The organism is Kibdelosporangium banguiense, from assembly GCF_017876405.1.
Classification (GTDB): domain Bacteria; phylum Actinomycetota; class Actinomycetes; order Mycobacteriales; family Pseudonocardiaceae; genus Kibdelosporangium; species Kibdelosporangium banguiense.
The window spans coordinates 8,226,690-8,248,811 of record NZ_JAGINW010000001.1 but is presented as its reverse complement, the minus strand read 5'-3'; the positions used below and the strand labels follow the sequence as shown (position 1 = coordinate 8,248,811).

General features: G+C 67.5%; 21 protein-coding genes. 4 read left to right on the top strand and 17 right to left on the bottom strand.

The window, feature by feature from the left end; translation table 11 throughout:
* Positions 1-72 precede the first annotated feature (72 nt).
* Positions 73-255 (bottom strand): hypothetical protein, encoded by a 183-nt coding sequence (locus JOF56_RS60345; protein ID WP_307855434.1) that lies wholly within the window; start codon positions 253-255, stop codon positions 73-75.
* A 37-nt stretch (positions 256-292) separates the two neighbouring features.
* Between JOF56_RS60345 and JOF56_RS37470 the strand changes: the two genes are divergently transcribed.
* Positions 293-883, top strand: a complete 591-nt coding sequence (locus tag JOF56_RS37470) for an expansin EXLX1 family cellulose-binding protein (protein WP_307855433.1) — start codon at positions 293-295, stop codon at positions 881-883.
* A gap of 37 nt (positions 884-920) precedes the next feature.
* Here the strand turns inward: JOF56_RS37470 and JOF56_RS37465 are convergent, their stop codons facing one another.
* On the bottom strand, positions 921-1,883 hold the full coding sequence (locus tag JOF56_RS37465; RefSeq protein ID WP_209644153.1) for a helix-turn-helix domain-containing protein: 963 nt from the start codon (positions 1,881-1,883) through the stop codon (positions 921-923).
* Between the two features lie 130 nt (positions 1,884-2,013).
* Here JOF56_RS37465 and JOF56_RS37460 point away from each other — a divergent pair, with 130 nt between their 5' ends.
* Complete coding sequence (locus tag JOF56_RS37460) at positions 2,014-4,773, top strand: ATP-binding protein (protein ID WP_307855432.1); 2,760 nt, start codon at positions 2,014-2,016, stop codon at positions 4,771-4,773.
* Positions 4,774-5,063: 290 nt separating this feature from the next.
* Here the strand turns inward: JOF56_RS37460 and JOF56_RS37455 are convergent, their stop codons facing one another.
* Genes JOF56_RS37455 through JOF56_RS37445 form a run of 3 tightly spaced genes read right to left on the bottom strand, consistent with a single transcriptional unit; the run spans position 5,064 to position 7,512 of the window.
* Positions 5,064-5,867, bottom strand: coding sequence for an alpha/beta hydrolase (locus tag JOF56_RS37455; RefSeq protein WP_209644151.1), 804 nt, complete (start codon positions 5,865-5,867; stop codon positions 5,064-5,066).
* Positions 5,868-5,884: 17 nt separating this feature from the next.
* The gene (locus JOF56_RS37450) at positions 5,885-6,682 is read right to left on the bottom strand and encodes an alpha/beta hydrolase (RefSeq protein ID WP_209644150.1); all 798 of its coding nucleotides are present in this window, start codon (positions 6,680-6,682) and stop codon (positions 5,885-5,887) included.
* Positions 6,679-7,512, bottom strand: a complete 834-nt coding sequence (locus JOF56_RS37445) for an alpha/beta fold hydrolase (protein WP_209644149.1) — start codon at positions 7,510-7,512, stop codon at positions 6,679-6,681. Before JOF56_RS37445 ends, JOF56_RS37450 begins: the two co-directional genes overlap by 4 nt.
* A gap of 171 nt (positions 7,513-7,683) precedes the next feature.
* On the opposite strand from JOF56_RS37445, the gene JOF56_RS37440 reads away from it, so the two are divergent.
* Positions 7,684-8,295, top strand: coding sequence for a hypothetical protein (locus JOF56_RS37440; RefSeq protein WP_209644148.1), 612 nt, complete (start codon positions 7,684-7,686; stop codon positions 8,293-8,295).
* Positions 8,296-8,299: 4 nt separating this feature from the next.
* On the opposite strand, the gene JOF56_RS37435 is transcribed toward JOF56_RS37440, so the two are convergent.
* On the bottom strand, positions 8,300-8,914 hold the full coding sequence (locus tag JOF56_RS37435) for a DUF1707 SHOCT-like domain-containing protein (RefSeq protein WP_209644147.1): 615 nt from the start codon (positions 8,912-8,914) through the stop codon (positions 8,300-8,302).
* Between the two features lie 129 nt (positions 8,915-9,043).
* Between JOF56_RS37435 and JOF56_RS37430 the strand changes: the two genes are divergently transcribed.
* The gene (locus JOF56_RS37430; protein ID WP_209644146.1) at positions 9,044-9,358 is read left to right on the top strand and encodes an ArsR/SmtB family transcription factor; all 315 of its coding nucleotides are present in this window, start codon (positions 9,044-9,046) and stop codon (positions 9,356-9,358) included.
* A 57-nt stretch (positions 9,359-9,415) separates the two neighbouring features.
* On the opposite strand, the gene JOF56_RS37425 is transcribed toward JOF56_RS37430, so the two are convergent.
* Genes JOF56_RS37425 through ispH form a run of 11 tightly spaced genes read right to left on the bottom strand, consistent with a single transcriptional unit; the run spans position 9,416 to position 21,940 of the window.
* Positions 9,416-11,449: a methyltransferase domain-containing protein gene (locus JOF56_RS37425; protein WP_209644145.1), complete on the bottom strand. Its 2,034-nt coding sequence runs from the start codon at positions 11,447-11,449 to the stop codon at positions 9,416-9,418.
* 12 nt (positions 11,450-11,461) lie between these two features.
* The gene (locus tag JOF56_RS37420) at positions 11,462-12,349 is read right to left on the bottom strand and encodes an alpha/beta hydrolase (protein ID WP_209644144.1); all 888 of its coding nucleotides are present in this window, start codon (positions 12,347-12,349) and stop codon (positions 11,462-11,464) included.
* A 16-nt stretch (positions 12,350-12,365) separates the two neighbouring features.
* A complete protein-coding gene (ispG, locus tag JOF56_RS37415; protein ID WP_209644143.1) occupies positions 12,366-13,520 on the bottom strand; it encodes a flavodoxin-dependent (E)-4-hydroxy-3-methylbut-2-enyl-diphosphate synthase in 1,155 nt (384 codons plus the stop codon).
* Positions 13,517-15,319, bottom strand: a complete 1,803-nt coding sequence (locus JOF56_RS37410; protein WP_209644142.1) for a 1-deoxy-D-xylulose-5-phosphate synthase — start codon at positions 15,317-15,319, stop codon at positions 13,517-13,519. The genes ispG and JOF56_RS37410 overlap by 4 nt, the downstream gene beginning before the upstream one ends.
* Positions 15,320-15,321: 2 nt before the next feature.
* The gene (locus JOF56_RS37405; protein WP_209644141.1) at positions 15,322-15,747 is read right to left on the bottom strand and encodes a DUF6917 domain-containing protein; all 426 of its coding nucleotides are present in this window, start codon (positions 15,745-15,747) and stop codon (positions 15,322-15,324) included.
* Complete coding sequence (locus JOF56_RS37400) at positions 15,744-16,661, bottom strand: Gfo/Idh/MocA family protein (RefSeq protein WP_209644140.1); 918 nt, start codon at positions 16,659-16,661, stop codon at positions 15,744-15,746. The genes JOF56_RS37405 and JOF56_RS37400 overlap by 4 nt, the downstream gene beginning before the upstream one ends.
* Complete coding sequence (locus tag JOF56_RS37395; RefSeq protein ID WP_307855431.1) at positions 16,658-17,785, bottom strand: Ldh family oxidoreductase; 1,128 nt, start codon at positions 17,783-17,785, stop codon at positions 16,658-16,660. The genes JOF56_RS37400 and JOF56_RS37395 overlap by 4 nt, the downstream gene beginning before the upstream one ends.
* Positions 17,782-19,074, bottom strand: a complete 1,293-nt coding sequence (locus JOF56_RS37390) for a M20/M25/M40 family metallo-hydrolase (protein WP_307855430.1) — start codon at positions 19,072-19,074, stop codon at positions 17,782-17,784. The genes JOF56_RS37395 and JOF56_RS37390 overlap by 4 nt, the downstream gene beginning before the upstream one ends.
* Positions 19,068-19,928: a sugar phosphate isomerase/epimerase family protein gene (locus JOF56_RS37385; RefSeq protein ID WP_209644139.1), complete on the bottom strand. Its 861-nt coding sequence runs from the start codon at positions 19,926-19,928 to the stop codon at positions 19,068-19,070. The genes JOF56_RS37390 and JOF56_RS37385 overlap by 7 nt, the downstream gene beginning before the upstream one ends.
* Entirely contained in the window at positions 19,918-20,928 is a 1,011-nt protein-coding gene (locus JOF56_RS37380) for a Gfo/Idh/MocA family oxidoreductase (RefSeq protein ID WP_209644138.1), read from the bottom strand. Before JOF56_RS37380 ends, JOF56_RS37385 begins: the two co-directional genes overlap by 11 nt.
* A gap of 1 nt (position 20,929) precedes the next feature.
* Positions 20,930-21,940, bottom strand: a complete 1,011-nt coding sequence (gene ispH / locus JOF56_RS37375) for a 4-hydroxy-3-methylbut-2-enyl diphosphate reductase (RefSeq protein WP_209644137.1) — start codon at positions 21,938-21,940, stop codon at positions 20,930-20,932.
* Positions 21,941-22,122: the final 182 nt, after the last annotated feature.

Sequence of the window (22,122 nt, the reverse complement as noted above, 5' to 3'; positions counted from 1 at the left end):
GTCCAGACGGTGGTTGGCGGCCGCGGTGGTCGCGCTGCTGTTGGCAGGAATCAGTGTCGTGACAATGCGCGATCAGACGAGCGTCGTGGGTGAGCCTGTCGCCGCAGCCAATGTCACAACTGCGACCCCGTCCAGCGTGCCCACGACCACGCCGACCACAAGCGAGCCAGCACCCACGCCGACAAGCACGACCACGTCCACCACCTCGACCTCGACCACCGCCTCGACGAAGACGGCCGCCCCCGCGGCGGCCACGGGTGACACGTCACTGGCCGGCAGGATCAAGCCGGGCGTGCCCCACAGCGGGGTGGCGACGTTCTACGACTCCAACGGCAGCGGAGCGTGCTCGTACGACCCCAGCCCTGACCCGTTGACCGCCGCGATGAACACGGCGGACTACGAGGGCTCCAAGGCCTGTGGCGCCTATGTCCTGGTCCGCGCCGCCAACGGGGCGAGCCTGACAGTGCGGATCACCAATCTCTGCCCGGCGCCGTGCAAGGCCGGGCAGCTGGACCTGAGCGCGGAGGCGTTCGCCCGGCTGGCGGCACCCAGCCAGGGCCAGATCCCGGTCACGTGGACGCTGGCCAGTCCCGAGCTGTCGAAGAAGATCTCCATCCGCTACAAGACAGGGTCCAGCCAGTACTGGTGTGCGATCCAGGTCATTGATCACCGCAATCCGGTGGCACGGCTGGAAGTCCAGTCGGGCGGGCAGTTCAAGCAGCTGTCGCGGGCCGACTACAACTACTTCCTCTCCGAAAGCGGTTCCGGGTGCGGCGGGGCCATCGCGGTCACCGACATCCACGGCCAGCGCCTGGTCGTGGACCCCTTGCCGGTCAAGCCCGATGTCACCCAGGCCACCGGCCTCCAGTTCGCCGCACACTGATTTCCGCGGTGGTGCCGGAATGGCGCCGAACATCCCGTCAACTCCCTGCACCACCTGGCCGTGCTCGCCACTCGCTCGGTGTGACGCCGTATGCGCTGCGAAACCGCCGGGTGAAATGGGTCGGGTCGCTGAATCCCCACTGCCGGGCGACCATCGCGATGGTGCGGCCGCGGCTGCCGGGCCGGATGAGCTCCTCCCGGGCGCCGTGCAGCCGTTCACCGATGATCCACTGTTCGAGGCTGAAGCCGGCTTGGGCGCAGATCTTGTACAGGTAACGCAGCGAGACGTTGTGCGCGGCCGCGATCGTGGCCGGGCTGAGGTCGGGGTCGGTGAGGTGCTGGCGTACGTAGGCGCGCACACGGGTGAGCAGCGTCTGGTGCATCACCGCATTCGAGTGCTGATCAGGACGGGCAGCCGAGATGAGCAGCGCCCGGGCCAGCTCGACAGTGGCGGCGCCGAGAATGGCGGCCCCCGGATCGGCGCTGAGGCGGTCGGCGTCCCGGCTGAGGTGGGCGACGTGATTGGCAAACAGCTGGTAGAGGGGGCTGGCACGCAGGTTGCCGACTGCGCTCCGGATGATGTCGACCGACAGGCCGAGCTGCTCGAACGGGATCTGGACGCAACCGGCGGCACCATTGCCGGGCCAGGAGAATTCGTAGGGCGCTGACAGGTCGACCGCCATCAACTCGCCTGGCCTGATCACCTGCCGCACGGTCAGCTGTTCGTGCCGGCCATGGGCCAGTTGCTGGACCGACAGCGCGACCACCGGTTCGACGTCCTGCTTGGCCTGCTTGGCGGTGCGCAACAGCCGGATGCCCGAGGCACGGTTGGTGAAGATGTTGGCGCTGCCCAGGTCCCACACCCCCATGAGCGCGTGGACGTCGCCGTCCGGGTCTTCGTGGATGACGTAACAGGGAGCGGACGCCTGCAACATGGCCGCGTGGACGGCCTCGACGCGGTCCTTGGCCGGTAAGTCCGCTGTGTTGAGCACAAAGGGCATCGCACGCCTTTCTGTTAACGCTCACATATTGCACTGTCAGCCGAGTTGCGTGCACTCACAGCCCTGCCGCCCGCTCGCCCCACTTCTACCCTTGGTTTCGTCGTTTTTGTCATGGTTCCTGGGGGTTTTGGTGAGGCTTCACGGCCGTCGAGCGGAGCGCGAACGCCTCGACCATCTCGTCACCACGGTTCGTGGTGGGCTGAGCGGAGTGCTTGTTCTGCAAGGCGATGCCGGTATCGGCAAGACAGCGCTGCTCAACCACGCCACAACACGGGCTGAGGGCCTGCGCGTGATCCGGGTGGCAGGGGTCGAGGCTGAGATCGGTTTTCCGTTCGCGGCGCTGCACCGGCTGCTGATCCCGCTGTTGACTGTCCCGCGCGGTCTTCCCACGGCGCAGGATCGCGCGTTGCGGGTGGCGTGCGGGCAGCTCGACGGACCGCCGGCCGATCGGTTCCTGGTAGGGCTCGCGACCCTGACGTTGCTTGCCGAAGTCGCAGCTGGTGAGCCGATGTTGTGCTGTGTCGACGATGCGCAGTGGCTGGATGACGAGTCGCTGGGCGTATTGGCGTTCGTCGGCCGTCGCCTGCATGCGGAGGGCATTGGTCTGCTGTTCGCCACACGCGGCACCATCGACGCGCTGGCCGGGCTCACCGTGCTCGAGATGGCCGGGCTGTCTGAGCCGGACGGCGTGGAACTGCTGAAGGCAGTGGTGCCTGGGCCGTTGGACAGCCTTGTCGCCGCACGTATCGCGGTTGCGACCGGCGGTAACCCGCTCGCCCTGACGGACCTCGGACAGGAGCTGTCGACCGGCCACCTGACCGGTGGATTGTCGTTGCCCGACCCGCTACCGATCGGTAGCCAACTCGAAGAACACTATGTGCGCCAGGTACGCGCACTGCCGCAGGCGACACAGACCTGGTTGCTGCTGGCCGCGGCCGAGCCCGGCGGAGACATCGGCTACATCACGAACGCCGCCGCACGACTGGACATCGGGCTGGACGCCTCCGGTCCCGCGGAGGCGGAACGTCTGCTGGCGCTGGGGATCACCGCGGAGTTTCGCCATCCACTGGTGCGTTCCGCAGTCTATGGCGGCGCGACAAGCGTGCAGCGGCAGCGAGCACACACCGCACTGGCCGAAGGGACCACACGGTCAGCCGACGCGGACCGTCGTGCGTGGCACTTGGCCGCTGCCTGCGTCGGCACCGATGAAGCCGTAGCCGCAGAGCTGGAACAGGCGGCTGATCGGGCCAGCGCACGTGGCGGGTACGCGGCCCGTGCGTCGTTCCTGACCCGGGCCGCTGAACTGACATCCGAGGGTCAGCACCGCGCTGATCGAATGCTCGGGGCCGCCGAAGCCGCACTGATGGCCGGGGCTCCGCTACAGGCGCTGAAGCTGCTCGACGGTGTCGGCATCGACCTGGTCGGCGACATCGGCCGCGGCCGGGCGCTGCTCGTACGCGCGAGCACTCTGGTGGTGCTCGGTGGCGAGGGAGCGTACGCGGGAGGCGCAGCTCTGTGCCTTGACGCCGCGTCGGCGTTCGGCGAACGGACACCCGACCTCGCCCACGAGGCGTTGCTGGAGGCCATCGAGCACACCGTGCGCGGCGGCCACCTCATCCGCGACACCACGGTCGCACAGATCGCCCACGCTGCCGAGGAGTTCGGCGCCCGCACGGGCGGCGCGACCGTCCGGGATCTGCTGCTGCGCGCGTTCACCGTACTCATCACGGACGGCTGCGCGTCGGCCGTGCCGCACATCCGACGGACCGCCGACGCATTGCTGGACCCGGCAACCCCCGAGGAACACGTACTGCGTCGTCACCTCGCAGGCACGACGCTCAGCATCATGCTCTGGGAGCCGGAGCTGCACCGGGCGGTCTGGCGGCGAGCTGCCGAAGTCGCTCGTAAGAACGGCGCCTTATGGACGCTCGTCACCGCGTTGTACTGCTCGGCGACAGTGGAGACATATCTGGGCGAGTTGGCTGCGGCCGAAGACCTGCTGGACCAATGCAACCAGGTTCGTGCGGCGATCGGCGCCACCGACGAACTCTGGACCATCCACCGCCTACCGGAACTGCTGGCCTGGCGCGCCGACGGCAGCGACGCCACCACCGACGCCATCCTGCACGAGTCGCTGGAGGCAGCCGGCTGGATTGGCAGCGGATCAGTCCAATCCATAGTGCGCATAGGCCTGGTCGTGCTGTACCTCGGCCGAGGCGACTACGCGCACGCACGCACAGTCGCCCACGAGGTTGCCGAATCCGACGTCGTGGGCGTCCACTCCCGCGTCCTACCCGACCTCGTCGAGGCCGCCGTCCGCAGCGGCGACCGAGTCCTGGCAACCTCCACGCTGACCAGGCTCACACCCCGCGCCACAGCCGCCGGCACAGGCTGGGCGTTGGGCGTACTGGCCCGCTCGCGCGCCCTACTCGCCCCAGCCAGCACCGCCGAGCCCCTCTACCGCGAGGCAGTCACCCTCCTGTCCGGCACAGGCGCACACGCAGACCTCGCCCGCGCCCACCTGCTCTACGGCGAATGGCTACGCAGACAGAAACGCCGCCGAGACGCCCGCGAACAACTCCGAACCGCCCTGAAGATATTCGAACAGATGGGAGCCCCCGGCTTCGCCGCCCGAGCAGCGAAAGAACTGGCCGCCACCGGCGAAAAAGCCCGCCGCCGCACATCAGCCACAGCCAACGACCTCACCACCCAGGAACTCGCGATAGCCAGACTCGCAGCCACCGGAGCCACCAACGCCGAGATAGCCGAGCAACTGTTCATCAGCGCGGCCACCGTCGACTACCACCTCCGAAAAGTCTTCCGCAAGCTCGGCGTCACCTCCCGCCGCCAACTGGCCCGCACTCCCCCGCTACCCGACACATTGGACTAGAACGCGCTCACTTCGAACGTGGTCGCCCGCCGAATCCGCGCTACCGCAACGGTCTGACGGTTTCCGCGGCCTCCGGGCAGCGTTCCCCACAGGAGCCAGGGCGGCCTCCGGCCCCCGAACTCCAGCTTACAATTGAAGACCGACAAAACCTGGACTGCGAAATCTACAAGCTGGAACTGCCCACAAGTGGCGGGTTGTCCACAGTGAAGCGCTTGAATGTCCTGGGATTGTCGGGCCTTGTCGGTATGCTGGATTTCGGGGGGCCGAGGGCGTTGTCCGGGCCGGGATGTCTAGTGGGCGGCGGAGAGGATGAGGGATGCGGTCTGGGCTGGTTTGGACATCATGGCGACGTGGGAGCTGCTGACCTCGATGGTGCGGGAACCTGCTCGTTTGGCCATGTGGCGTTGTGCGGCGGCGGGGATCAGTTGGTCGTCGCGGGCGACCAGGAACCATGACGGGATTGTTTTCCACGCCGGTGGTCCGGACAGTTGCTGTAGGGACTGCACGTCTGCTGGGCGCTGGGTTGCTGCCATGACTGCGGTTGCTGCTTGGGGTAGGTCGCCGGCGAAGACTTCGCGGAAGACTGCCTTCTTTACGTAGCCGTCGTGGCTTGGTTTTCCGTCGGACTGGGTGATTGGGCGCAGGTCGAGTGCTTCGAGTCCGAGTTTTGTGCCGGGGAACTGGTTTTGCAGGTATCCGACTGTTTCGCCTTCGTCGGGGGCGAACGCGGCGATGTATACCAAGGCTTTGACGTTGGCTGTGGCCGCATTGGTGATGACGACACCGCCGTATGAGTGTCCAACTAGGACGATCGGTCCGGTGATCGTGGCGAGTATGCTTGTGAGATAGGCGGAGTCGGATGGGATGCCACGCAGTGGGTTGGCTGGGGCGATGACTGGGTAGCCCTCGCACAGTAGCCGGTGGATGACGTCGTTCCAGCCCGAAGCGTCGGCGAATGCGCCGTGTACCAGAACGATGGTCGGCTTCGGTCTTGCGACGGCGGCGGCCTCGCCTGTGGTGGCCGCCAAACCGGCCAAGCCGGCCGCGCCGGTCAGCAGCGTGCGACGCCGGAATCCGGTTGTTTCGTTGCTCATCGGTGTGTCCTCACTCGTCAGACGGTGGCGTGCCGGAGGGCCCAGTCGAGAGCGTGGTCGGCGACCTGCTCCCAGCCGGGTTCCGCGCATGTCCAGTGGGAGCGGCCGGGGAACTCGAAGTACTCGGTGACGGTGCCCGGTGCCTTGTAGTGGTTGGCGTTGGACTTGTTCACCGACGGCGGCATGATGTGGTCCTTCCCGCCTGCGATGAACAGCAGCGGTGCGCGCTGCTCGTTGTGGAAGTCCACCCACGTTTCCTGCTTGCCGGGAGTGAGGTTGGCCAGTAGGCCGTACGCCCATACCCAGCTGCCCGGCGCTGGGATGGCGTACCGGTCGTAGGCCGCCTGGGCCTCCTGTTCCGGGAGGGTGTTGGTGAAGGCGTAGTGGAACTGTTCCGGCGTGAACCCCGCTGCCTGGTGCCGTTTGGCCGGGTTCTTCAGGATCGGGAACAGCGATTTGATCTGCGACGGCGGGTTCACCCGGATGCCTTCGGGTGGCGCGGAGTTGATGACCACCCCGGCCGCCCCGTGCCCCCGGTCGAGCAGCAGCTGGGTCAGCGCTCCGCCGAACGAGTGCCCCATGATGATCGGCTTCTCCGGCAGGGCCGTGATGATCTTCTCCAGGTGCGCCACCGTCTCGGGCACGGTCGCCGTGGCGATCGGCGTCGGGTCGGCGCGCAACGCCTCCACCTCGACCTCGAAACCCGGGTACGCCGGCGCCAGCACGGTGTGCCCCTTCGCCTCGTAGAACGGCACCCAGTGTTCCCAGCTGCGCGGCGTCACCCACAGCCCATGTACGAGAACGATCGTGCTCATGCGTCGTACTCCCTCAGGAACGCGAGCAGGTCGGCGCCGAGCTGCTCTTTGTGGGTGTCGGTGATGCCGTGCGGCGCGCCGGGATAGACGACCAGCCGCGCTCCTTCAACCAGTGCGGCCGACGCCTTGCCACCGACCTCGAACGGCACGACCTGGTCGTCGTCACCGTGAACGACCAGCGTGGGGACGTCGAACTTGGCCAAGTCCGGGCGGAAGTCGGTGGCCGAGAACGCAGCGATGCACTCGTAGGCGTTGCGATGCCCCGAAGCCATGCTCTGCAGCCAGAACGCGTCCCGGATCCCCTGCGAGACATTCGCGCCCGGCCGGTTGTTGCCGAAGAACGGCCCATCGGCGAGATCCTGGTAGGTCTGGGACCGGTCGGCGAGGGAGCCCGCACGGATCGCGTCGAACACCTCCACCGGAACCCCGCCCGGATTGTCCTCGGTACGCAACATGAACGGCGGCACCGCCGAGACGAGCGCAACCTGCGCGACGCGACCGGTACCGTGCCGGCCGACGTAGCGCGCGACCTCGCCGCCTCCGGTGGAGAACCCGACCAGCGTGGCCTCGGACAGGTCGAGGAATCCGATGAGGGCAGCGAGGTCGTCGGCGTAGGTGTCCATCTCGTTGCCGTCCCACGTCTGAGTGGAACGGCCGTGCCCACGCCGGTCGTGGGCGATCACCCGGTACCCGTTGTCGGCCAGGAACAGAGCCTGCGCCTCCCAGCTGTCGGAGTTCAGCGGCCAGCCGTGGCTGAGCACAACCGGACGGCCTGCGCCCCAGTCCTTGTAGAAGATCCGCGCGCCATCAGTGGCGGTGACGTGACTCAACGTGGTTTCCCTTCGTCCGAGGTCGGCCCGTCGACCATCCCGAGGAGGCCATCGGGTTCGAATCCCGCGATCCGCGTAGTGAAAACTGCACGAAGGGGCATCACGTGTGGGACGTCAGGGCAACCTGGTGGCCCCTGTTTCCTGCTACGAACGCGCCTACTGTGGACAGCTATGACGAGGCCGGTCGTGAGTCACCAGCCGGCAGTGGCTGGTCCGCAAGCCGCGCCGGCCGCCAGTCCGGTGGCCGCCCGGCACGGGGCGATGGACGCTGCCAACCTTCTCGCGCTTCAGCGGACCGCGGGCAATGCCGCCGTCGGCTCGCTCGTGATCCAGCGCGATGACGCCGGAGCCGCCCCCGCGTTCAACGACGACGAGTTCAAACGCATGGCCATGGGCTCCGCGAACGACTACCTGTTGTCCGGCCAGGACTTCCCGCCTGCCGTGCCCGGCAGGGTCACGTACTGGAAGACCATGTCGGCCTGGCGGGAGGTCGACGAGGACCACTTCTACACCGATGCCAACGGCGCGGAACAACACGTCAAGGTCAAGATCACCCTGTCCGGCGGGGACCTGGCGCCGGGTGCCCCGAACCCCGACAAGTACCTGTTACGGGTGATCAGGTGGAACGACGCCGGGCAGGAAATCACCGTACGCCGCTCAGTCGGCTGGATCGACGCGACCGGCACACCGCACCGCGGCGAGAAACCCCAACCGCCCCAGCCGCCGGACCAAACCCCGGAACACCCGCACTACCACGACAACGACGACAACGTGCCGGTCTGATCGCTTACGCCCCGAACAACTCCGCGAGGTCAGCCGCCCGGCCGGTACGGACCCGCAGCTCAACACGTCCCGACCGACTGGCGCTGAACGCGGCGGCGTCATACGCGATGAGCAACTGATCGGCCCCCTTGACCGAGACCGCGAGAGCCGCCCGCAACGGGCTGTCGAACGGCATGTCGACCTGCCTCATTCCAGCCGCCCACACCACCAGCCGCTTCCCAGTCACCACGACCGCCGCGACGAACTGCTCACGCCGCCAGCGATAGCTCTTCTCGCCATCACGGTAACGGCGATACGTGATCGAACCCGGCAGCCCTTCCTCCATCAGCAGCACACCCTCGGCATGCAGTGTGACCCGCAGCTTCTCGGGGAGCGGGCTGCTCAGGGCGCTCGGCGTGGCCGCCACCGGCAACAGGAACGGCGGGCGCGGCAGCGGCAGATCCTCGAAGACCGGCCGCACCTCACCCCGTAACCGGGCCTCCACCACCACGCCGAGACGCTCCTCGTACTCCTCGGCGGCCAGGCGGCCCGCAGCGAAATGCTCACCGAGCGCCGCGATCGCCACCTCCCGCTCACGCGTACTGATACGCACCTGATCAGCGCCCACAGGGTCGGTCACCTGACCACAATAACCGCGGCCAGACCTAAAAATCAGTCCCCTATGGACGCTCCTGCCTTTCGGGAGACACAGCACCGAACATCCCTGACGGGGGAACCGATTCTCCGATGAGTCTCGTACAATGGGGTAATGGCGCAGGAGAAGTACCTTCCGCATCCGGCTCGGGAAGAGATGCGTATCGAGGCGGTTCTGCGTGCTCTGGCTGATCCGGTGCGCCTGCAGCTGGTTCGGGAGATGGACCGGATCGGGGCGGGTGTGGCCTGCGGGGCGATCGAGCTGCCGATCAACAAGTCGACCCGGACCCACCACATGCGGATTCTGCGTGAGGCGGGCGTGACCCGCGTTCGACCTGAGGGCACCGCGCGGATCACGGAGCTGCGTAGGGAAGATCTGGACACGCTGTATCCCGGTCTGCTCGACGGAATCCTCGCCGCCAAGCGCTGACGCCGCAATGGCCTTGCCGCGCCTGGCAATCCAGGCGCGGCAAGGCCATTGCGGCGATCAGGGGGCGATGCCTGTGGTGACGTACACCCAGCCGCCGTAGCGGGTGAGGGTGTGCGTGTCGGCGGCGCCCTGCTCGATCGCCTTCCAGGGGTGGCGGTTGAGCAGCATGTCGGGCCGGCCACCGAAGGGGGCGATGACCGGGCCGAGCATGGGGACCGCCCGGCGTGGCCACCAGTCCGGCAGGCGGTAGTCGAGGGCCACCCAACGGCCGCCCGGGACGAGTGCGTCGTAGCCGTTCTTCACGATCGTCGCGTAGCCCTCGATCAGGGTCAGCGAGAAACAGGCGACGATGCCGTTGACCTTCTGCGGGAACTGGAACGTCGTGAGATCGGCCTGGTGCAGGGTGACGTTGGTCAGATCGTGTTCCCGGATCCGGTCCTCGGCCAGGTGCAGCATCGAGTCGGTCAGGTCGATGCCGATGACCTTCCCGCTGGGCCCCACCGCTTTCGACAGGTACGGCAGGTTGTGGCCGGTGCCGCAGCCGGCGTCGATCACCGTGTCGCCCGGCCGCAGTTTCAGCTGGTCGAGTGCCAGGTGTTTGTAGGCCATGGTCCGCTGACCGATCAGATACAACCGGTTGGACATGATGTCGTAGTGCTTGGCGCGCTTGCGATAGAGGTTGAGCAGGCGGTTGGTCTCCACGGTGCCGGTCAACGAGTTCTCCTCCGATTTCGGGCCACGCAGCACCTCAGCGACAACGCTGGGGCGAAAGACGGCCTCGGGTGGCGCCAGCAGGTGATACGTGTCCAGCAATGCCGTCGCCGCAGGTCCCCTTCTGGTGGCCACCCGCACCAGGCGGCCCATGTAACGCTGGACGATCCGTGCGGGCAGTGGCAGTGGTCCTGGCGCCGCGCCGGGGTACGCCAGGTCGGAGTTCGCCGACAGCATCCACGCGCCGTCCACGCGCTTGGCGATCGGCTTGCGCAGGCCCGACGCCAGCCCGGCCGGGATACAGCCGGTGTCCCGGGTTCCGGCTGCCTCGAAGGCGTCGTCGATGTCGACCGCGCAGGTTGCCGCCACGGAAATGCCTTGTCCGTACGCGGGGTTGAACGAGCCGGCCGCGTCGCCCATCACCACGAACCGGTCCGGCCAGCGGGTGAGTTTCTCGTAGTGCCTGCGTTTGTTCTCGGTTCGGCCGGAGCCATAGACCTCGGTCAGCGGCTCGGCGTCCCGGATCTGGTCGTAGATCTCGGTGCTGCGTAACGTCTTGGCGAAGTCGACCATGCCTTGGTGGTCGAGCGGCGGACGCTCGCCGCCGACCCCGGACACCGAGACCATCCACCGGTTGCCCTCGATCGGGTTCAGGATGCCCTGCCGCGGCACCTCGGGAGTGGACTGCAGGACGATGCACTTCCAGTCGGCCTTGTGATCGGGCGGAATGGCGAAGATGCATGTGGCGTAGGCACATTGGGCGTCGACGACGCTTTCCTCCACCGTCCCGTAGCCAAGGTCCTCCAGCCAGTTGCACGACTGGGAGTTGCGTCCCGTCGTGTCCACGACGAAATCCGCCTCGAACTCGTACGGCTCTCCCCAGCCGGTCTTGGCGCCGGTTTCCCTTTCCCGCAGCCGCACTCCACGTATCGCGTCGCCTTGCGGCAGCAGGCCGACTGCCTCGCACTCCTGCCGGATCTCGATGTTCGGCAGCTTCATGAGGTGATTACGAACCCGCCAGTCGATCAGGTCGCGGGTCGCCGACAGCACCACGTGCCTGCTTGTGAAGCGTTCCATCCAGCCGCCGGGGATCATCGCCAGCATGTCCTTCGGCATCCGCACGTCGACGACGCCCTGCTCACCAAGGTCTGCCAGCACACCGGGAAACAGCCGTTCCAGGGCCCGCTGTCCCGCGCCGAGCAGGTTGTGTGTATGCCGGGACTGCGGCACACCGCGGCGCCAGTGCGGACCGTCGGGGTACAGGTCGCGTTCGATCAGCGTCACTTTGCCCATGTGCCCGGCAAGCGCCGCCGCGGCGCACATTCCGGCGAGGCTGCCGCCCAGGACTACGGCGTGCAGGCCATTGTTGTGTTCCGGCATCTGATTCCTCCTTCAGGCCGATGTGGTGCGGGTGGCCGCCGCCCACCTGGCGAGCTGCCGGGACGCCGCGGCGAACCACAGGTGGGCGGTCCGGTGGACGTTGATCGAGTGCGCGGCCTGTGGCACGACGAAGAGGTCGAAGTCCGGCGCGCCCCGGTAGAAGTCGCGTTCCTGCTCGGCGTCGACGAAGAGCCTGTCCTCACGACCGACCACCAGCAGCACAGGCACGTCCACGGCGGCCGAGTAGCCCGGCCGGTAGATCTCGTCCACTGTGGAGCCTTCACCGATGGTCACAGTGGACTTGGTGGCCTCGTGGTACTCGGTCAGTGCCCAGTCGACGCCACCTTCGAACTCGTAGATCACACCTCGCTTGCCCGGCTGTGTGGTCAGATATCCCTCCGGCAGGCCCTCGGCGGGCTCCAGCGAACCCACCGCGTCCTGGTACAGCGGACCGAACGTGTGTGTCAGGCCGGTGAGAATCAACGCGTCGAAGTCCCGGTGCTGGGCCGCACCGATGATGGCGATGCCCGTGCCGAGTGAGTGCCCGACAGCGATCACCCGGGCAAACGGATTGAGTCCCGCGATTCCAGCCCGCAGAGCCAGAACAAGCTCATGCAGAGTGTCCACATTAGCCTGAACGGTGACGTCCATGGCCGGCGGGTGACTGCTGTCCCCCGTGCCGATCCGGTCCAGCGCGAGCACGGCGTGCCCGTCGGCGACCATGTGCCGCACGTAATTGCCAGCCCCCGGCGCAAGCCAGTACCGCCGGTCGTAGGTCAACCCGGACAACAACACCTGTACGGTGTCCGGCTGGTCACCCGACGGCAGGTACAGGTCACCTGCCAGCTGCCAAGTACCGTCGGGAGCCGGCACATCGAGACGGATCGGGACACTGTCCATCGAGTACACCTTCTCCTCAGCTCACCGTGACCTGGGGTTCGCCGGACGCGACGCCGTCGTCCCGCATCCGTTCGGCGATCTTCATCGCCTCGTCGATCAGGGTCGTCACGATCTGGTGTTCCGGCACGGTCCTGATCACCTCGCCCTTGACGAAGATCTGGCCCTTGCCGTTGCCGGAGGCCACGCCGAGATCGGCTTCCCTGGCCTCGCCGGGGCCGTTGACCACACAGCCCATCACGGCCACCCGCAGCGGGACTTCCATTCCCTCAAGGCCGGCCATCACTTCCTCGGCCAGCCGGTAGACGTCCACCTGCGCCCGGCCGCACGACGGGCAGGACACGATCTCCAGGCGTCGTTCCCGCAGCCCGAGCGACTCCAGGATCTGGATGCCGACCTTGCACTCCTGCACCGGCGGAGCGGACAACGACACCCGGATGGTGTCGCCGATCCCCTCCGCCAGCAGCGCACCGAACGCGACCGCGGACTTCACCGTGCCCTGGAACTCCGGGCCCGCCTCGGTCACGCCGAGGTGCAGCGGGTAGTCGCACTGCCCGGCCAGCTGCCGGTACGCGTTGATCATCACGACCGGGTCGTGGTGTTTCACCGAGATCTTGATGTCGGTGAAACCGTGCTCCTCGAACAGCGAGCACTCCCACAGCGCCGACTCGACGAGTGCTTCTGGGGTCGCCTTGCCGTACTTGGCCAGCAGACGTGGGTCGAGCGAGCCCGCGTTCACACCGATCCGGATCGGGGTGCCGTGATCCTTCGCGGCCGCCGCGATCTGCTTGACCTTGTCGTCGAACTTCTTGATATTGCCCGGATTCACGCGTACCGCCGCGCAGCCGGCCTCGATCGCGGCGAACACGTACTTCGGCTGGAAGTGGATGTCGGCGATCACCGGGATCTGCGACTTGCGCGCGATGACCGGCAACGCGTCCGCGTCGTCCTGGGAAGGAACGGCGACGCGGACGATCTGGCAGCCGGACGCGGTCAGCTCCGCGATCTGCTGCAGTGTCTTGTCGACGTCCGCCGTGACGGTCGTGGTCATCGACTGGACCGAGACCGGCGCGTCGCCGCCCACCGGCACGTCACGCACCATCAACTGGCGCGACCGGCGCCGGGGTGCGAGTGAGACCAACGGTGCCGGCATTCCCAAGTGGACTGCTGTCATCGCAGAACTTCCTTCTCCAGCATCGAGTCGAGTGTCCCCTGGACCGCACGGGCGGTCACGGCGTCGGCGATCTGATCGGCTATCCGGCCGGCGGTCAGCCCGCATTCGTCGAGCAGTTCGGCACGTGAACCGTGCGCGAGGAACCGGGTCGGCACGCCGAGAACCCTCAACTCGGCGGGCACGATCCCGGCGTCCCGCAGGCTTGCAGCGGTCGCCTCACCGATGCCACCTGCCCGGATTCCGTCCTCGACGGTCACCACGACCTCGAAGTGCCTGGCCAGCTCGACCAGTGCCGGGTTCACCGGCTGCACCCAGCCCGGATCGACCACGGTGCACCCGATTCCGCGCTCCTGGAGCCGCATCACCGCGTCCAGGCACGGCCCGGCCATCGAACCGACCGCGATCACCAGAGCCTCGTCGCCGTTGGCCACGAGCACATCGACCGGGTTGTCCAGGTCGTCCGTGGCGAAGCGCTCGACGACGGGCAGGTCGGCGCCGAGCGAGCCTTTCGGGAAGCGCAACATCGTCGGTGCGTCCTCGACGTCCAGTGCCTGGGCCAGCAACCGGCTCAGCGTTGCCCGGTCGCGTGGCGCCGCGATACGCATTCCCGGTACGGCCCGGAATGCCGCGAGATCCCACACGCCGTTGTGTGAGGACCCGTCATCCCCGGTGATCCCGGCGCGGTCGAGCACGAACGTCACCGCGAGCCGGTGCAGTCCCACATCCATCAGGACCTGGTCGAACGCCCGGTTGAGGAAGGTCGCGTACACGCAGAAGACCGGGTGCAGCCCGCCCATCGCCATCCCCGCTGCCGACGTGACCGCGTGCTGCTCGGCCATGCCGACGTCGACGACACGATCCGGATGAGCGTCCTGCAGTGGCTGCAGCCCGGTCGGTTCCACCATCGCCGCGGTCAGCGCGACCAGCTCGGGCCTTTTGTCCACGGCGGCAAGCAGTTCTTCACTGAACGCGCTGGTCCAACTCGGACCGGACTTGGTCGCGGATACGGCCCGCACCGCGTGGAAGCAGTCCCGTTCGTCCTGCTCGGCGGGCGCGTGGCCGCGCCCCTTCTGCGTGACGCAGTGCACCACAACGGTCTCGCCACGGTCACGAGCCTCATGCAGCGCGGACTCCACGGCAGCGCGGTCGTGGCCGTCGATCGGACCGATGTAGGGCAGGCCTACGTTCTCGTACATCGACTGCGTGGCTTGGAAAGAACGCAGTTCTCGCAGGTGATCCGCGAGGCCGCCCACGGTCGGCGCGTACGAACGACCGTTGTCGTTCACGACCACGATCAGTGGGCGATCCGGTTCGACGGCGAAGTTGTTGATCGCTTCCCACGTCATTCCACCGGTCAGCGCACCGTCCCCGATGACGGCAACCACGTGGGCATTCCTGTCCTGCAGACGATTGGCCCGCGCCAGACCATCCGCATAGGACAGTGCGGTCGACGCGTGGGAGTTCTCGACCAGGTCGTGCTCGGACTCCTGCCTGCTGGGATAGCCCGACAGCCCGCCTCGCCTGCGCAGGCCCGCGAAGTCCCCGGCCCGGCCGGTGAGCATCTTGTGCACGTAGGCCTGATGCCCGGTGTCCCACACGATGCTGTCGCGGGGCGAGTCGAACACCCGGTGCAGCGCGATCGTCAGCTCGACGACACCGAGGTTGGGGCCGAGGTGACCGCCGTTGCGGGACACCTCTGTCACGAGCCGGTCGCGGATCTCCGCGGCGAGCGCGTCCAGGTCCGGACCGCTCAGGACCCGCAGGTCGGCCGGGCACCGGATCTCGTTCAGCAGCGACATGTTCATCTCCTGATCTCGGCCGGTTTCTGTTGCAGGAAGACCACGTCCGCCTCCGGGGCGAGCCCGAGCCCCGGCCCGGTGACCAGCTCGGGTGCGGTGACCAGCACGTTGTAGTGGTTCGGGAAGTGGCAGGAGTCGAAGCCGAGCACGGTGCCGACCAGCCGCCCGCCGATCCACAGCTCGTCGCCGCGGTCGATCACACCGGCCCGGTCCACCTCGACGAAACCGAGGAAGCCCACCCGGTCGATCCGGGCACCCGGCTGGTGATCGGTCTGGTCGGTGGTGACCAGCTCGTGCACCTCGCCCTGCCGGACGCACCTGCTCGCGAACCCCTCCAGCCGCATGCCGCGATCCACCCGGCTGTGGGTCAGCACCTTGACCAGGCTGCCGCGCACCGCTCGCTTGCCGCCATCCTCGTTCGGGTTCACCGGGCCACACTCACTTCCCGGCGGTACACGGCGTCCACGAGTTCCAGCGCGGCAAGCCCATCGGCCGACGAGTCACAGGTGGACGACAGGATCTGGTTGAAATGCTTCAGGACGCCGACGTACTCGTGCCGCAGTGACTGCTTGAAATCGGGGTATCCGGCGAGCATGTCGGCCTGCAACCGGGTGCCGTCGGCGAGTTCCACACTGATGTCCTTGACCTCGCCGGGATAGCTCCAGTCGAGCTCGACCTCCACGTCGGCACCGCTGTTGGCACGCAGGAAGACCTTCGCGCTGCGATCGACGCCGTCCTCGTCTCGTACGACCTGAGCGTCCTGGAGGGTGACGTCGCCGAGCACCAATCGCACGAGGTCGAAGGCGTTGGGACCGTTGTCCGCGACGCACCCGCCGCCGCAGCGTGCGGGATCCAGGTACCAGCGGTCCGCCCCGGCGTGTTCCTCGATCTGCTCCAGGTACCGGACTGTCAGCGATGTCACCGGCCGGTCGGACGGCAGCGAACCGAGCAGTGTCAGTACGTTGGAGTTGTACCGGCGATGGAACGAGGTGAACAGCGGCACACCACGCCGGTCGGCGAGCGCAGCCAGGTCACGGCCGTCCTGCAGGTCGATCGCCAGTGGTTTCTCCACGCAGACCGCCAGTCCGGCCTCGATGATGTCCCGGCATACCGGCACGTGCACGTCGTTGGGGACGTTCACCACGACCGCGTCGAGGACGGCGTGTTCCAGCATGTCCTGGTGCGAGGAGTAGCACTCGACCTTGCCCTCGAACGGGGCCAGCGCCGCCGGCCGCAGATCACAGACGGCCGCCAGGTTCAGCGAGGGCAGTTCGCTGAGGGCCTCGACGTAGAACCGGGAGATCACCCCGAGGCCGACGATCGCGATGTTGGTCCGTGTCACTGCGCGCCTCCGGTTCGCGGAAGGTCAAGACCGCGCTGCGCGGCCAGGTCCCGAAGTTCCCGGTATCGCTCGATCGGCAGCGACACCCCTTGTTCCGTTGTCCGGGCGGCTTGTTCTGCCTCATGCCAGCCGGGATAGCTGACGGGCCGGTCCGGTGCCTGCGGCGGGCAGTCGAGCAATGTGGTGAACAGTCCGTCGGCCTGGTCAAGGAAGTCTCCGACTGGCCGGAGCGCGCCAGGCGCGATCACCAGTGCGACGAACCCGATGTTGTCGTCGCGGCCCGTCGGCCCGCCGTCCCCGGCCAGGGCTACCGGCTCCGGACCAAGACCCGCGCCGGGAACCAGGGCCGCGAGCACCTCGACGAGCAACCCGAGTCCGTAGCCCTTGAAGGCGCCAGTGGCCGGATCGCCGCCGAGCCAACGCAAGTACGCCTCGCCACGGTCGAACGCGCCAGGGTCGGTGACCGGACGACCGTCGGCATCCTCCAGCCAGCCCTCCGGAATGGGTTCGCCCGCGCGCTCCGCCGCCCGGATCCGGCCGGTGGGCACGACTGTGGTGCTCATGTCCAGTACGTAGGGATGATGCCGACCGGCCGGCGAGGCGAGGCTGAGCGGATTCGTGCCGAGCACCGCCGGCCGTCCACCAGGGGCACGGGCGATACGCTGCCTGCCGCAGTTCGATGCGAGCAGCGCGACGAAATGCCGCCGTGCCAGCCGTCCGGTGTGGTACCCGGCGCAACCGAAATGCGTGGCGTCGCGTACGGACACCATGGCTATCCCGGTGTCGCGCGCCCGGCTCGCGGCCAGGTCCAAGGCGTCTGTCGCCGACCACAGACCTAACGCTCGCTTGCCGTCGAGCACCACGGCGGCGCCGGTGTCGGCAAGGGGTTGTGGTGTCGCGGCCGGGTCGATCCGGCCCTCGTCGATGGCCGGCAGATACAACCGCGTGAGATTCGCGGTGCCGTGTGAGGACATTCCCGTCAGATCGCCGTAGCACAACGCCTCCGCGGCGATGTACGCCCGATCGGCCGGAACACCACGATCGGCGAACACTGTCGCGGTGAACTCGACGAGTTCCTTGTATTCCATCCGCACAGTCGTCTGACTGTCGGTCAGATCCGTCACCGCGCCCTCCCCGTCAGTGATCGTGTGGCCCGTTGCCGGGCGAAACACAGCAGGATCGCCGAGACCGCGTCGGCGAATTCCGCCAGCTCGGCTTCCTCGGCGTACTCGCCTTCCGCGTGCGCGTGGTTCCGGTCGAGCTGTCCCGGCCCGAGAACTGCGGTGTAGGTGCCTGGCCGGTCGGCCATCCACAGCGCGTCGCAGGTGAAGGCGGGCTCGTCGGCCGGCCATTGCGTCAGTCCGAGGTCCAGCAGGTCCGTCACCCATTCATCCTCTTTGGACTCCAGGGTGGGCAGACCGCGTTTGTGCCATTCGACTGTGGTGATCGCTGACGCGTCCGCGGCCGTGCGGGCCAGATCGTGGTGATCACGATAGCGGGCACCGAACTCGCTCAGCGCCCGGCCGACTTCGGATTCGAGCACCTTGGCCAGCCGGTCGCCGGTTTCCGTACGGCCATAGGACAGGTTCAGCATCAGCCGGCCGGTGCCGTAGACCCTGTTGTGCAGGTGTCCAGTGTGGATCCCGGCGACGCAGACCCGCCCGTCGACGGCGTACCTAGGGAGCACCTCGGCGAGGCGTTGACTGATGTATCCAAGAAGGACAGTGGCGTTGTGGCCGCCGTCGGGGTTGTCGTCGATCGCGTCGTCGCCGTCCACCCGCACGCACGCGGTCATCGCTGCGGTGCATTTCGAGAGGAAACGCATTCCGGTGGGTTCGCAGAACAGGTTGAGACGGCCGTAGTAGCCCTGTTCCACCAACGGGCGGGTGCCGAAGACACCCATGGCGCCGCCCTCCTCCCCCGACACGGCCTGGATCAGGATCCTGGTGTTCGCCACCAGCGAGGGATCGGCGGCCAGCGCGGCACCGATACCGGCCAGCAACGCGACCGCCGGGCCTTTCGCGTCGATCGCTCCCCTGCCACGGAAAACCGTGCCGTCATAGCTGACCGGTGGCATCCCGGCCACGGTGTCCAGGTGGACGTTGAACATGATCGTGTCCGCCTGCGGCAGGTCCGGGCCGAGCCGCAGCACCATGCTGGGCTGGTCGGCGAGGAAACCCGGATCGGCCGCGGCAAGGCGAACCGGAAGCGGCACGTGCTCCCCGAGGAGCGTGTCCGGCGCCGGACGCTCGTGCTTCTCGACGATGAAACCCAGCTTGGCCGCGGCCTCGGCGTAGCACAGCTGCGCTTCCGACAACCGCGGCCGCGGACCATCGGGGCCGGTCTCCAACGGGCCTGCAGTCGGCATTTCCAGTAGGTGCAGCAACAGGTTCCGGTCCTGCTCGGTCAGCACGCGACCTCCCGCAACCCGGCCACGAGCTTTTCCATGGCACGCCCGTATTCGACGAACTCCGTCACGCCGTCCGGGCCGGCATCCGCGCGTCCCTCGTGCGGACGGACCTTCAGGTGCGGTTCCATCGTCAAAGTGCCGGTGTAACCGGAATCCAGCAGCAGCCGCAGGCAGTCCGAGACCCGGCAGTCCCCTTCGCCTGGCAACGTGTAGACGGCTTCGCCGTTCTCGCTGCGAGCGTCTTTCACGTGGACGTGTTCCACCCACGGCAGCAACGCCACCAGCATGTCGTAGGCCTCGTAGCCGTAGGCGATGCCGTTGCCGATGTCGAACAGTAGGCGGAGCGCGGGACTGTCGGTGTCTTCGATCAGACGCCGAGCCAGCCTGGCGTCCGTACCTGCCCAGCCCGCACAGTTCTCGTGCAGCAGAACCAATCCCGCGGCCTCGGCCCGGTTGGCCAGCATCCGCATCCGCACCCGGACCCGCGCGCCCCACTCGACGTCGTGCAGGCCGTCGTTCGGATAGGACATCACCCGCACATACCGCGTACCTAGTGCAGCGCAACGTTTTTCGAGCTTGCCTAGTTCCGTCAGGTCGAGTTCGAAGTCCCCGGTGATCGGCCGCGCCCAGTTGGCGATCCGCGAGTCGACGCACACCACGCGCAGACCCGCCCGCTCGATCCGCTCGGCGAGACGATCGAACGCTGCGTCGCTGAGGTCGGCCAACGGTTCGCCGTCGACGTTGCGCAGTTCGATCGTGGACCAGCCCAGCCGCTGGTGTGCCTCGATCTGCTCGCTGAGCGATTCGCCCGCCTCGTCCCCGATACCGGCGAAGGTGATGACGCCGTCAGCTGACACGGGCCGCCTCCGCTCCGGTCAGGCACAGGTCCTTGGCCTCCGCGATCAGTTCGACCACCTGGCTGCCGATCGCCAGCTCTGTGCGGAAGTCCTCGCCCCGCAGGAAACCCCGGTAGGTGTCGCGCACGTACGCGGTCAGCGCGTCGTCCGGGAAGATCTCCCGGGTGGCCTGCCGGCCGTCGGCGGCGACGTGCAGATGGGCATAGTGGTCGTCCCCGCTGCCCGGGTAGTGGCCGATCACGTGACCGCGGTCGAAGTCGAGCTCGATCCGGCGTTCCCGGACCGGCGACACCAGCTCGGACACGATCCGGCTGGTCGCGGTGCCGTGGTGGAGCACCAGTTCGGCCGATCCCATGTTGGGAATCACCGTGCTGCCGATGGTCATGTCGGACAGGCGCGCGTCGGCCAGCCGCGCGGCGCCCGCCAGCCGGAGGCACACGCCGAGTGAGTGCGGCGGTTCGATGTCGAACGCGGTCGGATGTCCGTCGGTGGCCAGGGAACGGCCCATCCGCGGCTTGCTCTGGTGAATCTCGATGGCTCGCAACGTGCCCATGCCGCCCGTGGTGACCAGGTCGACGAGCCGCGCGGTCAGCGAACTGGCCAGCCATGGCGCCACCACCGCCAGCCGCAATCCCTCGGCGTAGGCCAGATTCAGGATGGCCGCCAGGGTCGCCAGGTCGGTGGTGACCGGTTTCTCCACGATGATGTTGCGGAAGCCGAGCCCGGCCAGTTCACGCAACAACTCCAGCCGGACCGTCGGCGGCGTGCACACGTGCACCACGGTGCGGGCCGGATCCAGCAGCTCGGCGGCCTCGGCGATCGAAGCGGCCACCCGCACGTCCGGCCCCACGGTGATGGCGTGCGCTCGCGGATCGACCGCGACAACAGGGGCCTGATCGAACGCGGCGTCCCATTGCCGTGCCGCCCGGAGCTTGCGTAGCACAGTCAGGTGCAGGCCGGCGCCGGAGTGACCCAGCCCGATGATCAATGTCCGCAGCACGTCAGCTCGACTCCCCTGTGTTCTGCTCCCCTGTGTCCGCCACCGGTTCGGTTCCGCCGACGGCCGACGGCAGCCCGAAGGTGATGTCCGCCTCCGAGCCGGTGACCTCCACCTCGAGCCGGTCGAGACCGAGTTCGGCCAACCGATCGAGCAGTTGTTCCACCAGGAACTCCGGTGCGCTGGCACCCGCGCTGACACCGACCGAGGTCGCGCCGTGCAGCCAGCTCTCGTCCAGGTCCTCGACATCGGGCACGAGATAGGACCGCACTCCGGCCTGCTGCGCGACCTCAACCATGCGCACGGTGTTGCTGGAGTTCTCCGAGCCGACAATCAGAACAACGTCAGTGCGCTGTGCGAGCGCCTTCACCGCGTTCTGCCGGTTCTGGCTGGCGTAACAGATGTCGTCGGTCCCGGGGCCGGTCATGTCGGTGAAGCGGTCCGCGATCGCGTCGACGATCTCACGGGTGTCGTCGATCGACAGTGTGGTCTGGGTGACGTAGGTGACCGGGGTGTCCTCCGGCAGATCCAGCTGCCGCACCTCGTCCACTGTGCTGACCACGATCGTCCGGTCGGGAGCCTCGCCATAGGTGCCCTCGACCTCCTCATGTTCCATGTGACCGACGAGCAGGACGGTGCGGTCGTCCCTGGCCGCCCTGATCACCTGTTGGTGCACTTTGGACACAAGCGGGCACGTCGCGTCGATCACCCGGAGGTCGCGCGCCGCAGCCGCCTCACGCACCGCGGGCGAGACGCCGTGTGCCGACAGCACGCACACCGCGCCACGCGGGACTTCCTCGGTGGAGCTCACAAAATGGACATCACGTTGTTCCAGCGCACGAACCACGTGATGGTTGTGCACGATCTGGTTTCGGACGTAGATGGGTGGCCCGAATCGCTCGAGTGCTGCCTCGACAATTCCGATGGCGCGTCGCACACCAGCACAGAAGCTGCGCGGTTCGGCCAGAACCACTGTTTTCCCGATAGGCACGCCCGGGTCATTCTCGGAGTTCATCGCATTCCCCTAGGGAAGTGGGACTGTGTTTTCCCTGCTTCGTGTATCCGGCCGATCGGCACGGCTCCCCAGCGAGCGACCCAAGGCTCACGTGATAGGACGCGTGCCGTCAAGCCCTCCCAGGCCGATCGGGACCGGCCGGAGTGGACGGCCACAGCGGGCGAACATCGGTTGAACTGGTC

What these genes read in the sequence shown, in the direction of transcription:
- JOF56_RS37440 (WP_209644148.1), top strand. Translation starts at nt 7,684, where the DNA reads ATGACGAGGCCGGTCGTGAGTCACCAGCCGGCAGTGGCTGGTCCGCAA.
- JOF56_RS37465 (WP_209644153.1), bottom strand. Translation starts at nt 1,883, where the DNA reads ATGCCCTTTGTGCTCAACACAGCGGACTTACCGGCCAAGGACCGCGTC.
- JOF56_RS37420 (WP_209644144.1), bottom strand. Translation starts at nt 12,349, where the DNA reads ATGGACAGTGTCCCGATCCGTCTCGATGTGCCGGCTCCCGACGGTACT.
- JOF56_RS37425 (WP_209644145.1), bottom strand. Translation starts at nt 11,449, where the DNA reads ATGCCGGAACACAACAATGGCCTGCACGCCGTAGTCCTGGGCGGCAGC.
- JOF56_RS37430 (WP_209644146.1), top strand. Translation starts at nt 9,044, where the DNA reads ATGGCGCAGGAGAAGTACCTTCCGCATCCGGCTCGGGAAGAGATGCGT.
- JOF56_RS37455 (WP_209644151.1), bottom strand. Translation starts at nt 5,867, where the DNA reads ATGAGCAACGAAACAACCGGATTCCGGCGTCGCACGCTGCTGACCGGC.
- ispG (WP_209644143.1), bottom strand. Translation starts at nt 13,520, where the DNA reads ATGACAGCAGTCCACTTGGGAATGCCGGCACCGTTGGTCTCACTCGCA.
- ispH (WP_209644137.1), bottom strand. Translation starts at nt 21,940, where the DNA reads ATGAACTCCGAGAATGACCCGGGCGTGCCTATCGGGAAAACAGTGGTT.
- JOF56_RS37450 (WP_209644150.1), bottom strand. Translation starts at nt 6,682, where the DNA reads ATGAGCACGATCGTTCTCGTACATGGGCTGTGGGTGACGCCGCGCAGC.
- JOF56_RS37410 (WP_209644142.1), bottom strand. Translation starts at nt 15,319, where the DNA reads ATGTCGCTGCTGAACGAGATCCGGTGCCCGGCCGACCTGCGGGTCCTG.